Below are 12,626 nucleotides of genomic sequence, written 5' to 3'. Positions count from 1 at the left end.
CGGGGCGCGGGCATGCGAGAATGACTAGGTGATGTTGTCGGTTTCAAGTGTTCTTTTCGATCTGGACGGGACCCTGGTGGACCCGGCCGGAGCCATAACCTCTGGCATCCGCCATGCGCTGGTGAGCCACGGCCTGCCGGATCCGGGGGAGGCGCGGGTCGCCGCGCTGGTCGGCCCGCCGCTGCAGATTGGGCTGCGCACCCTGGACGGGGTCGGGGAGCACAACATTGACGCGGTGATCGCCAGCTACCGGCAGCGCTACGCCGAATCGGGCATGGCCGAATCCCGCGTCTACCCCGGAATCCGCGAGCTGCTGCACCGGCTGCGCGAAGCGCGGATCCATGTGGCGGTCACCACCGCCAAACCCGAGCCGATCGCCCGGCAGCTGCTGGACGTCCAGGAACTGAGCCCCCTGCTCGATGCCGTGCACGGGAACCTCGGCGAGGGCGGGAACCACGGTTCCAGCAAGGCGCACATCGTGGCCGCCGCGCTGCGTGAGGCGGACCTGGACCCGGCCGGCAGCGTCGTGGTCGGGGACCGCTATTATGACTTGGATGCCGCCCGCGAGAACGCGGTGCGCAGCATCGGCGTCCGGTGGGGCTTCGCCCAGGGCGCCGAACTTGAGGTCGCCGACCACGTCGTGGAAAGCGTCGAGCAGCTGGCGGCGCTGCTGCTGCCGGCGGCCAACGGGGCGGAGCCGGCGGCCACCGCCGATGAGGAACTGGAACAGGAAGGCACCAGGCCATGAGCTTGTACACGATGACCCGTTCATCGATCCGGGCGGCGTTGCACACCCTGTGCCGCCCCGAGATCACCGGGCTGTCCAACGTGCCCACCGAGGGTTCGTTCATTGTGGCCTCCAACCACCTCTCCTTCCTTGACTCGATCATCATCCAGGCCCTGACCCCCCGTGACGTCGCGTTCTTCGCCAAGGCCGAGTACTTCACCACCCCCGGGGTGAAGGGCAAGCTGATGAAGAACTTCTTCGAATCGGTCGGCTCCATCCCGGTGCAGCGCGGGGAGCAGGCCGCCAGCGTGGCCGCGCTGGACTCGCTGATCGACGTGCTGGACTCCGGCAGCGGCATCGGCATCTACCCGGAGGGCACCCGGTCGCGGGACGGCCGGCTCTACCGCGGGCGTACCGGGGTGGGCTGGCTGGCGTTGACCACCGGTGCGCCGGTGGTCCCGGTCGGGCTGATCGGCACCGAAAAGCTGCAGCCGGCCGACAAGAAGGGCATCCGCCCCACCAAGTTCTCCATCCACTACGGTGAACCGTTGTACTTCGAGCAGATGGGGCGCAAGCACCCGCTGCCCGAACGGCGCCGGGCCACCGACCGGATCGTGGACGCGATCGCCGAACTGAGCGGCCAGGAGCGGGTGGAGTCCTACAACCAGCTGCCCCCGGACGCGAAGTAGCCATGGCAGATCCGGCCAGTTACCGCCCCAAGTCCTCGGACATCCCCACCCGCCCAGGGGTGTACCGCTTCCGCGACGAACACGGGCGGGTCATCTATGTGGGCAAGGCCCGGGTGCTGCGCAACCGGTTGGCCTCCTACTTCGTCAACCCGGCCCGGCTGACCCCGAAAACCCATGCGATGGTGTTCACCGCCGCCAGCGTGGAATGGACCGTGGTGGCCTCCGAACTGGAGGCGCTGCAGCTGGAGTACACCTGGATCAAGGAGTACAACCCGCGCTTCAACATCGTTTTCCGGGACGACAAGTCCTACCCCTACCTGGCGGTGACGATGAACGAGAAGTTCCCGCGCGCCCTGGTGATGCGCGGGGACAAGCGCAAGGGCGTGAAGTACTTCGGCCCGTTCTACCCGGCCAAGGCCATCCGCGAAACCCTGGACACCCTGCTGCGCGTCTTCCCGGTACGCAGCTGCTCACCCGGGGTCTTCAACCGCGCCCAGGCCTCCGGGCGCCCCTGCCTGCTGGGGTACATCGACAAGTGCGCCGCCCCCTGCGTCGGGCGGATCAGCGTGGAGGAACACCGCCAGCTGGCCGATGACCTGTGCACGTTCATGGGCGGGGAGGCGACCAAGTTCGTCCGCCAGCTGGAAACGAAGATGAACGAGGCCGTCGCCGAGCTGGAGTACGAGCAGGCCGCCCGCTACCGTGACGACATTGCCGCGCTGAAGCGGGTGTTTGAACGCAACGCGGTGGTGCTGGCCGAAAGCACCGAGGCCGACATCTTCGGGGTGCACGAGGATGAGCTGGAAGCCGCCGTGCAGGTCTTCCACGTGCGCGACGGGCGCATCCGCTCCCAGCGCGGCTGGGTGGTGGAGAAGGTCACCGACACCACGATGGCCGAATTCGTTGAGCACCTGCTCACCCAGGTGTACGCGGACCACCCGGACCGGATCCCGCGCGAAATCCTGGTTCCCGAACTGCCCGAGGACATCAACGACCTGACCACCTGGCTCAGCGAACTGCGCGGGTCGCGGGTCTCGCTGCGCGTGGCGCGCCGCGGGGACAAGGCGGCGCTGGCCAAGACCGTGGTGGACAACGCCGAACAGGCGCTGCGGCTGCACAAGTCCAAGCGGGCCGGGGACATCTCCACCCGTTCGGCGGCGCTGCAGGAACTGCAGGAGGCGCTGGGCACCGAGGATGCGCTGCTGCGCATCGAATGCTACGACGCCTCCCACACGCAGGGCACCAACGTGGTCGCCTCCATGGTGGTGTTCGAGGACGGGCTGCCGAAAAAGAGCGAATACCGCAAGTTCGCCATCACCGGGGAAGCGGCCCGCGATGACACCGCCAGCATGTACGACGTAATCCACCGCCGCTTCAGCCGGTACCTGAAGGACAAGGTGGACGCCAAGAAGTTCACCAGCGGGGTGATCGACGGCAGCGAGCCGGAAACCCGCAAGTTCGCCTACCCGCCCTCACTGGTGATCGTTGACGGCGGCCCGCCGCAGGTGGCCGCCGCGCAGCGGGCCCTGGACGATTTGGGGATCGATGACATTCCGGTGGTGGGATTGGCCAAGCGCCTGGAGGAGCTGTGGCTGCCCGATGACCCGTTCCCGGTGATCCTACCGCGCGCCTCGGCGGCCCTGTACCTGGTCCAGCGCCTGCGCGACGAGGCGCACCGCTTCGCGATCTCCTTCCACCGGCAGAAGCGCTCGAAGTCGATGATCGAATCCGAGCTGGACAAGATCCCCGGACTGGGCGCAGCCAAGCAGGCCGCGCTGCGCAAGCACTTCGGTTCCATGAAGAAGATCCGCGCCGCCAGCATCGAGGAGTTAACACAGGTCAAGGGCGTAGGTGAAAAGCTGGCGCAAACGATCAAAGAATCCTTGGAAGGTCAGTCATCCGGCGCCGTCAACATGACGACCGGCGAAATTCTCGACTAGCCTTGAGGTATGACCGTCGAGTATGAGACAGTAAAGCCCCCCGAGTCAGAACTGGTAATCGTCACCGGCATGTCCGGAGCCGGGCGCACCACCGTCGCCCACGCCCTGGAGGACCTCGGTTGGTACGTGGTGGAGAACCTTCCCCCCGCCATGCTGGGCATGCTCACCGAACTGATGAGCCGCTCCCAGGGCGGGCTGCCCAAGCTCGCGGTGGTCATGGACGTGCGCTCCAAGGACCTGTTCCCCGAAATCCGTGAGGCGCTCTCCGCACTGACCGCCGGGGGAGTGGGCTACCGGCTGTTCTACCTGGACGCCCACGACGACGTGCTGGTCCGCCGCTTCGAGCAGGGCCGCCGCCCCCACCCGCTGCAGGCCGACGGGCGCATCCTGGACGGCATCCGCCGGGAACGCGACGTCACCGCGCAGCTGCGCGAAGCCGCCGAGGTGGTCCTGGACTCCTCGGACATGTCGGTGCACGACCTGGCCCGTGCGGTCAACGAACTGTTCAGCGACTCCGGGCCGATCATCCTGCGCGTGAACGTGATGAGCTTCGGGTTCAAGTACGGCCTGCCCACCGACGCGAACTACGTTGCGGACGTGCGCTTCATCCCCAACCCGCACTGGGTGCCCGAGCTGCGCCCGAAAACCGGGCGGGACGCCGAGGTGGCCGAGTACGTGCTGGAGCACCCGGGCACCGAGGAGTTCATTGTCAGCTACCTCAAGGCCCTGGAACCGGTCTTTGAAGGCTACCGGCGTGAAAACAAACACTACGCCACCATTGCCGTGGGCTGCACCGGCGGCAAGCACCGTTCGGTAGCCACCGCTATCGAGCTGGGCCGCCGTCTGGCCCAGCTGCCCAACGTGCGCGTCAACGTCACCCACCGTGACCTGGGCCGGGAATAGGCGGCGGTAAACCGTGGCATTTGCAACCGGGCCCATCCCCATCCAGGGGCTGAGCAGAGACAAGTCCTACAACCCATCCGTCGTGGCCCTGGGCGGCGGGCACGGGCTGTCGGCGTCGCTCTCGGCACTGCGCCGACTGACCACGTCGCTGACCGCGGTGGTCACCGTCGCCGATGACGGGGGAAGCTCCGGGCGGCTGCGCGAATCCTTCCCGGTCCTGCCTCCCGGGGATCTGCGCATGGCGCTGGCCGCACTATGTGACGATAACGACTGGGGGCGCACGTGGCGGGACGTCATGCAGCACCGTTTCGAGGCGAAGACGAATGAGACCGAGCCGCTGAACGGGCACGCGGTGGGCAACCTGCTGATCCTGGCGCTGTGGGAACTGCTGGAGGACCCGGTGGCCGGGCTGCGCTGGGCCGGGGCGCTGCTCGGCGCGCGCGGACAGGTGCTGCCGATGAGTACCGTGCCGCTGACCATCCACGGTGAGGTGCTGCAGGCCGGGCAGGACGGAAACCTGGTGCGCGGACGCATCGACGGGCAAGCCGATCTGGCCGCCGCCGGGAACAACGCCCTAGTCACCAACGTCAACCTGGAGCCGGAAGGCGCCCCGGCGTGCATCGAGGCGCTGGAAGCCATCGACCTGGCCGACTGGGTGGTGCTGGGTCCGGGCTCTTGGTACACCTCGGTGCTGCCGCACCTGCTGCTGCCCGAAATGCGTTCGGCGATCGCCTCGACGACGGCCAAGAAGCTGCTGACCATGAACCTGTCCACGAATACCGCCGAGACCGGCGGGATGGATGGCACCGCGCACCTGGAGGTGATTGCCCGCTACGCGCCGGAGGTGAAGTTCGACGCCATTATCGCCGAAGAATCCAAGGTGGGGAACCGGGAGCGCTTTGAGCTGGCAGCACAAAAGCTCGGGGCCCGGGTCTTTTTCGGTACAGTAGGGGTATCTGACGGTCGTGCTGTTCACGACCCGTTGCGACTCGCGGCGGCCTACCACGAAGTGTTCACCGCCATCGGCTCGTAGTACGAAGAACCATGTAAGGGAGTTTGATTCATGGCATTGACGGCTTCCGTCAAAGACGAGCTGTCACGGGTAGAGATCCGCAAGCCCTCGGTCCGCAAGGCCGAGGTTTCAACCATGCTGCGCTTCAGCGGCGGCTTGCACATTGTCTCCGGACGCATCGTCATCGAGGCCGAGGTCGACCTGGCCGCAACCGCCCGCCGACTGAAGGTCGCGATCTCCGAACTGTACGGGCACGAGGCCGAGATCGTCATGGTCACCGGTTCCGGCATCCGCAAGGGCAGCCGCTACATCGTGCGGGTCGCCCGCGACGGTGAGGTACTGGCCCGGCAGACCGGGCTGCTGGACGCCCGCGGGCGTCCGGTGCGTGGGCTGCCCTCGGTGATCGTCAACGGGTCCACCGCCGACGCCGAAGCGGTGTGGCGCGGCGCCTTCCTCTCCCATGGCTCACTGACCGAACCCGGGCGCAGCTCCGCCCTGGAAATCACCTGCCCCGGCCCGGAAGCCGCCCTGGCCCTGGTCGGTGCCGCCCGCCGGCTGGACATCACCGCCAAGGCCCGTGAAGTGCGCGGGGTGGACCGCGTGGTCATCCGTGACGGAGACGCCATCGCCCAGCTGTTGACACGCATGGGCGCACATGATGCGCTGATGGTGTGGGAAGAACGCAGGATGCGCAAGGAAGTGCGGGCCACCGCGAACCGGCTGGCCAACTTCGACGACGCCAATCTGCGACGCAGCGCCCAGGCGGCGGTGGCCGCCGGAGCGCGCGTGGAACGTGCCCTGCAGATCCTGGGCGACGAGGTGCCCGAGCACCTGCGTTACGCCGGGTTACTGCGACTGGAACACAAACAAGCTTCATTGGACGAGCTTGGTCGCATGGCCGAACCGCCAATGACGAAGGACGCCATCGCAGGCCGGATCCGCCGCCTTTTGGCCATGGCCGACAAAAAGGCGGGCGAACTGGGAATACCTGGGACTGAGTCCAGCGTTCCAGTAGATGCACTGGAACAGTAAGTGTCCCCGCGGACAACAGTTCGCGGAGATTCATCCGATTGAGAAGATTGAGGAGAATCATGGCTGTTTATTCGCTGCCTGAACTGCAGTACGACTACGCCGCTCTGGAGCCGCATATCTCGGCTCGCATCATGGAGCTGCACCACTCGAAGCACCACGCCACCTACGTGGCCGGGGCCAACACCGCTCTGGAGCAGATGGCCGAAGCCCGCGAAAAGGGTGAATTCGGCAACATCCCGAAGCTGTCCAAGGACCTGGCCTTCCACCTCGGTGGCCACACCAACCACTCGATCTTCTGGAACAACCTCTCCCCTGAGGGCGGCGACAAGCCCGAGGGCGAACTGGCAGCTGCCATCGACGAGTTCTTCGGCTCTTTCGACGCCTTCCGCGGCCAGTTCACCGCTGCTGCGACCTCACTGCAGGGTTCGGGCTGGGCCGTGCTGGCCTACGAGCCGATCGGTGGCCAGCTGGTCATCGAGCAGCTCTACGATCAGCAGGGCAACGTCCCGGTCGCGACCATCCCGCTGCTGATGCTGGACATGTGGGAGCACGCCTTCTACCTGGACTACGTCAACGTCAAGGGCGATTACGTCAAGGCGTTCTGGAACATCGTGAACTGGGCTGATGTTCAGGCTCGTTTCGCGGCCGCCCGCCAGGGTGCAACCTCGCTCGTCGTTCCGGGCAAGTAACGAAAGAGACAGTTAGCTGTCTCACACATCTCGCCAGTGATGGCGTAGAATGTAATCAGTGATTCGGGCCCCGAACCATCGGGGCCCGAAGACACGACACAACGGAGTGTCCTTCAACGAAAGGCCGCTTCCGTTAGCACGCGGTAGTGGCACCAACATCCCCATTTAGAGGAGATAGTCACGTGACAACCCGTGTTGGAATCAATGGTTTCGGACGAATCGGACGCAATTACCTGCGCGCGGCCCTGGCCAAGAACGCAGACATTGAAATTGTCGCCGTCAACGACCTTGGTTCAATCGACTCCCTGGCCCACCTGGTGAAGTTCGACTCCGTTCTGGGTGTTCTGCCCGTAGAGGTCAGCGTGGAAGAGGACGTCATCGTCGTCGGCGAGAAGCGCATCAAGGTGCTCTCGGAGAAGAACCCCGAAAACCTGCCCTGGGGCGAACTGAACGTCGACATCGTCGTGGAATCCACCGGACGTTTCACCAAGGCCAAGGATGCCCAGAAGCACCTGGACGCCGGCGCCAAGAAGGTCATCATCTCCGCCCCGGCGAAGAACAACGACATCACCATCGTGATGGGCGTGAACGACGACCAGTACGATCCGGCCAACCACCACATCATCTCGAACGCCTCGTGCACCACCAACTGCCTGGCCCCGATGGCCAAGGTGCTCAACGACGAATTCGGGATCGTTGACGGCCTGATGACCACCATCCACGCCTACACCGCCGACCAGCGCCTGCAGGATGCCCCGCACAAGGATCCGCGTCGTGCCCGCGCCGCCGCCCTGAACATCATCCCGACCACCACCGGTGCCGCCAAGGCCATCGGTTCGGTGCTGCCGGAGCTGAAGGGCAAGCTGCACGGCTACGCCATGCGCGTGCCGGTCCCAACCGGTTCGGCCACCGACCTGACCGTGAACCTGCCGCGCGAGGTCACCGTGGAGGAAGTCAACGCAGCCTTCGAGAAGGCCGCCTCCGAAGGCAGCCTGGCCCCGTACCTGCAGTACTCCACCGATCCGCTGGTCTCCTCGGACATCGTGACCAACCCGCATTCGGCGATCTTCGACTCCGAGCTGACCACCGTCATGGGCAAGAGCGTGAAGGTCCTGGCCTGGTACGACAACGAGTGGGGCTACTCCTCCCGACTCGTTGACCTGACTCAATTCGTGGGATCGCAGCTCTAGTCAGATAATCTAGAGACATGTCTGCACACACTCTCGACGAATTGCTCGCCGACGGTGTCCGTGGGCGGCACGTTCTGGTCCGCAGCGACCTGAACGTGCCGCTGGACGGTACCACTGTCACCGACGACGGACGCGTGCGCGCGTCCCTGCCCGTGCTCACCAAACTCACCGAGGCCGGCGCCAAGGTGATCGTGATGGCCCACCTGGGCCGCCCCAAGGGCACCGTGGATCCCAAGTACTCCATCGCCCCGGCCGCCCACCGGCTCAATGAACTGTCCGACTTCGAGGTCATCGTGGCCGAGGACGTGGTGGGCCCCTCCGCCCGGCAGTCCGCCGCCGCACTGGCCGAGGGGCAGGTGCTGGTGTTGGAAAACGTGCGCTTCGATGCGCGCGAGACCTCCAAGGACGACGCCGAGCGTGGCCAGTTCGCCCGCGAACTGGCGGAGCTGACCGGCCAGAACGGCGCGTATGTCAACGACGCCTTCGGTGCAGTGCACCGCAAGCACGCCTCGGTCTACGACATCGCTTCACTGCTTCCCTCCTACCAGGGAGACCTGGTGGCCACCGAGGTGAAGGTGCTCAAGACCCTCACCGAAGCCCCGAAGCGCCCCTACGTGGTCGTGCTGGGCGGCTCGAAGGTTTCGGACAAGCTGGCGGTCATCGACAACCTGCTGGGCAAGGCCGACCAACTGCTGATCGGCGGCGGCATGGCCTTCACCTTCCTCAAGGCCCAGGGGCACGCCGTCGGCGGCTCCCTGTTGGAAGAGGACCAGGTCGCGACCTGCCAGGAGTACCTGACCCGCGCCGAGAAGCTTGGCTGCGACATCATCATCCCGACCGACGTTGTGGTGGCGGAGAAGTTCGACGCCCAGGCCGCGCACGAAGTGTTGGACGCCGACAAGATCGAGCAAGCCAGCTTTGGGGCCACCGGCCTGGGCCTGGACATCGGCCCGAAGACCGCTGAACTATTCGCCAGCTACATCACCAGCGCCAACACCGTTTTCTGGAACGGGCCCATGGGCGTCTTCGAAATCCCGGCCTTCGCCGAGGGCACCCGCCGGGTGGCCGGTGCCCTGGCCGAATCGGAGGCCTTCAGCGTGGTGGGCGGCGGAGACTCCGCGGCCGCGGTACGCGCCCTGGGCTTTGATGAAGACGACTTCGGTCACATTTCAACCGGCGGCGGAGCTTCGCTGGAATACCTTGAGGGCAAGACCCTGCCGGGTCTGGCCGCTCTGGAAGGCTAGTCAATGACTATTTCAAAAGATGGAAAGTTCGTCCGCACGCCGTTGATCGCCGGCAACTGGAAGATGAACATGGACCACATCCAGGGCATCACCCTGGTGCAGAAGCTGGCCTGGACCCTGAAGGACCACCAGCATGACTACGACCGCGCCGAAGTGGCCGTATTCCCGCCGTTCACCGACATCCGCGGGGTGCAGACCCTGACCCTGGGTGACAAGCTGGACATCGTCTACGGTGCCCAGGACCTGTCCACCCAGGATTCGGGAGCCTACACCGGGGAAATCTCCGGCCAGTTCCTGAACAAGCTGGGCTGCAGCTACGTGCTGGTCGGTCACTCCGAGCGTCGCCAGTACCACAACGAGACCGACGAGGTCGTTGCCGCCAAGCTGGCCGCAGCGTACCGCCACGAGCTGACCCCGGTGCTGTGCATCGGCGAGGGACTGGACAAGCGCCAGGCCGGCGAGCACGTGGCCTACACGCTCAACCAGCTCGAGGGCTCCATTGCGGGGCTCACCGCAGAACAGGCCGCCAGCCTGGTCATCGCCTACGAACCGGTGTGGGCCATCGGCACCGGCGAGGTGGCCGGACCGGCCGACGCACAGGAAATGTGCGCCGCCATCCGTGCCGCCCTGGCCGAACGTTTCGGCGACGAGGTCGCGCAGTCGATCCGCCTGCTCTACGGCGGCAGCGTGAAGGCCGCCAACACGGCGGCGATCATGCGCGAACGCGATGTGGACGGCGTGCTCGTCGGCGGGGCCAGCCTGGATGCCGAAGAGTTTGCTAACATTGTTAGGTTCGAGCATCACCTCGTGACCGACTGAACCCTAGGTAAGGAACCGACGTAGTGGATATCATCAAGATCGTCCTGCAGGTACTGCTGGGCATCACCAGTGTTCTGCTGACCATGCTGATCCTGCTGCACAAGGGTCGTGGCGGTGGTATGTCGGACATGTTCGGCGGCGGGGTCACCTCTTCGCTCGGCTCCTCCGGCGTCGCCGAGAGGAACCTGAACCGGATCACCGTCGTGCTCGGCCTGGTGTGGGCCGCGGTGATCATCGGGCTGGCGCTGATCATGCGCTTCAGCGTCGAACTCTAGACCACCAAAAAAGCAGTGGGGACTTTCCAAGAGGGAAGTCCCCACCGCTTTTTAACGCACCCTGACGCTCAGCGGGCGTCACTGCCGTGGTGATGCCTGGTGGTGCGATTCTGCCTGCGGTAGTGGTCATAAATACTGGGCGCCATGGCCACGAGGAGACAGAACACTCCGAAGCCCGTGGCTCCGCTGAGTAAACTGATAATGCCGACCAGCGTAATGAAACCCTGCAGCAGCATCATGCTCCGAGGACTCATCTGCGGTTCACCCCCTGTCGAGGACCCTGGTCTTTCAGGGTACCGGACGGAAGGTTTTGTCAACAGGGACAGCGTCCGATCCAAAGGATTGGCAAGGGGAGCAGCACTGCGCACAGCGGCGGGCTGGCCGGGCGTAATCAGTGCCCAGGTCAGTCCGGGGGCCGTTGGCAACGCAACGCCGCGGGGGTGCTCAGCAGGCGGCGCAGCGGTTCGGCGCTCATCCCCAGCACCAGGTACAACAGGCCCAGCTCCACCCGTCCGGTGAGCAGGCATGCGGTCCCCATGGCGCCCAACAGCACCTTGAGCCATGTCAGCGACTGCGTTGCATCTGCCATCTTTACCCCGTTAGGTCCCACGCTTTCTAACACCGTAGGCTTCGGCGATGGCAAAAGGAAGAGGAACCGGTGGCATCATGGCGACGGGCAGGTGAACTGCGCGCTCCTCCTGCTAAGGGTGCCCGGTGCGTCCCTCGGTTTCACCGGCCTGGGGCGCAATGAACCGGTCCACCAGGGTCAGGCCCACACCCAACACCAGGCACAGCACCCCAAGTTCCGCCCGGCCGCTGAGGAGGCAGAAAATACCAATGACCATGATGAGCGAACACACCCATTGCGAGATGAACGGTTCCATGTCGGGCTCCTTTCCCGGGGGATCGAGCTTTAACCCCAGCCTAGGCCAGCTCCGGTGAAATGCCAGGGGGTGCGGCCCAGCCTGCGGGTTAACCGCAACGCGGCGGCTGTGCTTCTCCACGGCTGTTGAGCCGGGCCGAGGGTGCATGGACGCCGTGGCGGGGCGGCGGTACGGTGGAGGCACCGGGGACGGGACAGCGGCGTCCGCCGTTGGATCGGGCGTGGGGGAGGAGCAGGCGATGGGGACACGAGTACCAAGGGGGCGGATACCCGATCTGGAGTCACGTCGGCGCCTGGATCCGCTGTGGACGGAGCTGGCCTGGGAATCAATCAACGACGGGCGGTTGTCAGTGACCGCCGCGGACACCGCGGCAAGTGAGATCACGGTCGTTGGGGCGTGCCCGCGCTGTACGGATGAGATGACGTATCGCAGCGTTGAACGAGGCGTCGCGGCCGTACCCGGCCGGTCCGCAGCGGAACCCGGAATCTCAATACGCACCGAAACGGACACCCCGGCTCCGGCGCAGGCCGCGCAGACCCCGGGGATCGAGGTGGATGTGTTTTGCCGCTGCACCTACTCCCATCCGGGGCATCCGCCGCAGGAACCCCTGGGGTGCGGGGCGGTGTTCCGTGTTGCGCTCAAGGAGCAAAATGCGGGGGTCTGGGTGCCCAGCCGGCCCAGCACGTTCCCAGGCGCTGAGGCGTTGGAACGCAAGGAGCTGTGGGATGACATCGTGCGGGGGATGCTGCCGCGCACGGCGGCCACGGCCAAGGTGTGGGGTGCCGGCTACACGGGTCTGCTGACCCTGCTGGTCTCGGCGGTGGTGGTCAGTGGGGATTCACTGGACCTGGTGGCCGAACCGTGGCGGAGCCTGATCATCGTGCTGTTGCTGCTCGGGCTGGGCCTGATGCTCACCGGGCTGTGGTTTGTCACCCGCGCCGAGGCGCCGCCGCAGCAGGCGGTGCGCCGCGCCGGGTTCCTCTGGAGCTTCCCCAACCGCAGCCGCTACGAGAGGAGCCTGGCGGAGGCCGCCGTCTACCGTCTGGGTTTGGGGCACGCCTGCGTGATCGGGGGAGTGGCCGCCTTTCTGCTGGGGGTCGCGTTCTGGCTGTTCAGCCTTCCCGGCTAGACCCGGCGCCCGGTGGGCGTGGGCGCAGCCAAAAGCCCCGGCCGCCGGCGCCCGTCCTGGAGGACAGGGAGCTGGCGAGCGGGGCTTTTAACC

At 65.8% G+C, this 12,626-nt stretch carries 15 protein-coding genes; 12 read left to right on the top strand and 3 right to left on the bottom strand.

Translation table 11 applies throughout. The features are described from left to right. Nucleotides 1–31 precede the first annotated feature (31 nt). The 11 genes from GcLGCM259_RS08725 (at nt 32) to secG (ending at nt 10,520) form a co-directional block, all read left to right on the top strand. Entirely contained in the window at nt 32–748 is a 717-nt protein-coding gene (locus GcLGCM259_RS08725) for an HAD hydrolase-like protein (protein WP_138927214.1), read from the top strand. Beyond that, complete coding sequence (locus GcLGCM259_RS08720) at nt 745–1,416, top strand: lysophospholipid acyltransferase family protein (protein ID WP_138177819.1); 672 nt, start codon at nt 745–747, stop codon at nt 1,414–1,416. Before GcLGCM259_RS08725 ends, GcLGCM259_RS08720 begins: the two co-directional genes overlap by 4 nt. 2 nt (nt 1,417–1,418) lie before the next feature. Next, nucleotides 1,419–3,356 carry an excinuclease ABC subunit UvrC gene (uvrC, locus tag GcLGCM259_RS08715; protein ID WP_138926366.1) on the top strand — a complete coding sequence of 646 codons (1,938 nt, stop codon included), beginning with the start codon at nt 1,419–1,421 and terminating at the stop codon, nt 3,354–3,356. A gap of 9 nt (nt 3,357–3,365) precedes the next feature. Beyond that, nucleotides 3,366–4,259 (top strand): RNase adapter RapZ, encoded by an 894-nt coding sequence (gene rapZ / locus GcLGCM259_RS08710; protein ID WP_138177815.1) that lies wholly within the window; start codon nt 3,366–3,368, stop codon nt 4,257–4,259. A 13-nt stretch (nt 4,260–4,272) separates the two neighbouring features. Next, nucleotides 4,273–5,292: a gluconeogenesis factor YvcK family protein gene (locus GcLGCM259_RS08705; protein ID WP_138926365.1), complete on the top strand. Its 1,020-nt coding sequence runs from the start codon at nt 4,273–4,275 to the stop codon at nt 5,290–5,292. 30 nt (nt 5,293–5,322) lie between these two features. Then, nucleotides 5,323–6,303 carry a DNA-binding protein WhiA gene (gene whiA, locus GcLGCM259_RS08700; RefSeq protein ID WP_138177811.1) on the top strand — a complete coding sequence of 327 codons (981 nt, stop codon included), beginning with the start codon at nt 5,323–5,325 and terminating at the stop codon, nt 6,301–6,303. Between the two features lie 59 nt (nt 6,304–6,362). Next, nucleotides 6,363–6,992, top strand: a complete 630-nt coding sequence (locus GcLGCM259_RS08695) for a superoxide dismutase (RefSeq protein ID WP_138926364.1) — start codon at nt 6,363–6,365, stop codon at nt 6,990–6,992. Between the two features lie 182 nt (nt 6,993–7,174). Next, on the top strand, nt 7,175–8,182 hold the full coding sequence (gene gap, locus GcLGCM259_RS08690; RefSeq protein WP_138177807.1) for a type I glyceraldehyde-3-phosphate dehydrogenase: 1,008 nt from the start codon (nt 7,175–7,177) through the stop codon (nt 8,180–8,182). Between the two features lie 17 nt (nt 8,183–8,199). Next, nucleotides 8,200–9,426: a phosphoglycerate kinase gene (locus tag GcLGCM259_RS08685; RefSeq protein ID WP_138926363.1), complete on the top strand. Its 1,227-nt coding sequence runs from the start codon at nt 8,200–8,202 to the stop codon at nt 9,424–9,426. A 3-nt stretch (nt 9,427–9,429) separates the two neighbouring features. Beyond that, nucleotides 9,430–10,245: a triose-phosphate isomerase gene (gene tpiA, locus GcLGCM259_RS08680; protein ID WP_138926362.1), complete on the top strand. Its 816-nt coding sequence runs from the start codon at nt 9,430–9,432 to the stop codon at nt 10,243–10,245. Between the two features lie 83 nt (nt 10,246–10,328). Then, complete coding sequence (gene secG / locus GcLGCM259_RS08675) at nt 10,329–10,520, top strand: preprotein translocase subunit SecG (protein ID WP_396278622.1); 192 nt, start codon at nt 10,329–10,331, stop codon at nt 10,518–10,520. Nucleotides 10,521–10,588: 68 nt separating this feature from the next. On the opposite strand, the gene GcLGCM259_RS15280 is transcribed toward secG, so the two are convergent. From GcLGCM259_RS15280 to GcLGCM259_RS08665, 3 genes are all read right to left on the bottom strand, one after another. Then, nucleotides 10,589–10,759 (bottom strand): hypothetical protein, encoded by a 171-nt coding sequence (locus GcLGCM259_RS15280; RefSeq protein WP_175419371.1) that lies wholly within the window; start codon nt 10,757–10,759, stop codon nt 10,589–10,591. A gap of 164 nt (nt 10,760–10,923) precedes the next feature. Continuing rightward, the gene (locus GcLGCM259_RS08670) at nt 10,924–11,109 is read right to left on the bottom strand and encodes a hypothetical protein (protein WP_138926361.1); all 186 of its coding nucleotides are present in this window, start codon (nt 11,107–11,109) and stop codon (nt 10,924–10,926) included. A 112-nt stretch (nt 11,110–11,221) separates the two neighbouring features. Continuing rightward, complete coding sequence (locus GcLGCM259_RS08665; protein WP_138926360.1) at nt 11,222–11,404, bottom strand: hypothetical protein; 183 nt, start codon at nt 11,402–11,404, stop codon at nt 11,222–11,224. A 238-nt stretch (nt 11,405–11,642) separates the two neighbouring features. On the opposite strand from GcLGCM259_RS08665, the gene GcLGCM259_RS08660 reads away from it, so the two are divergent. Then, nucleotides 11,643–12,533 carry a hypothetical protein gene (locus GcLGCM259_RS08660; protein WP_138926359.1) on the top strand — a complete coding sequence of 297 codons (891 nt, stop codon included), beginning with the start codon at nt 11,643–11,645 and terminating at the stop codon, nt 12,531–12,533. The last annotated feature ends 93 nt before the right edge of the window (nt 12,534–12,626 follow it).

Source organism: Glutamicibacter creatinolyticus (assembly GCF_006094275.1).
Taxonomy (GTDB): domain Bacteria; phylum Actinomycetota; class Actinomycetes; order Actinomycetales; family Micrococcaceae; genus Glutamicibacter; species Glutamicibacter creatinolyticus.
The sequence above is the reverse complement of the archived record's forward strand: the minus strand, read 5'-3'. Positions and strand labels throughout refer to the sequence as shown.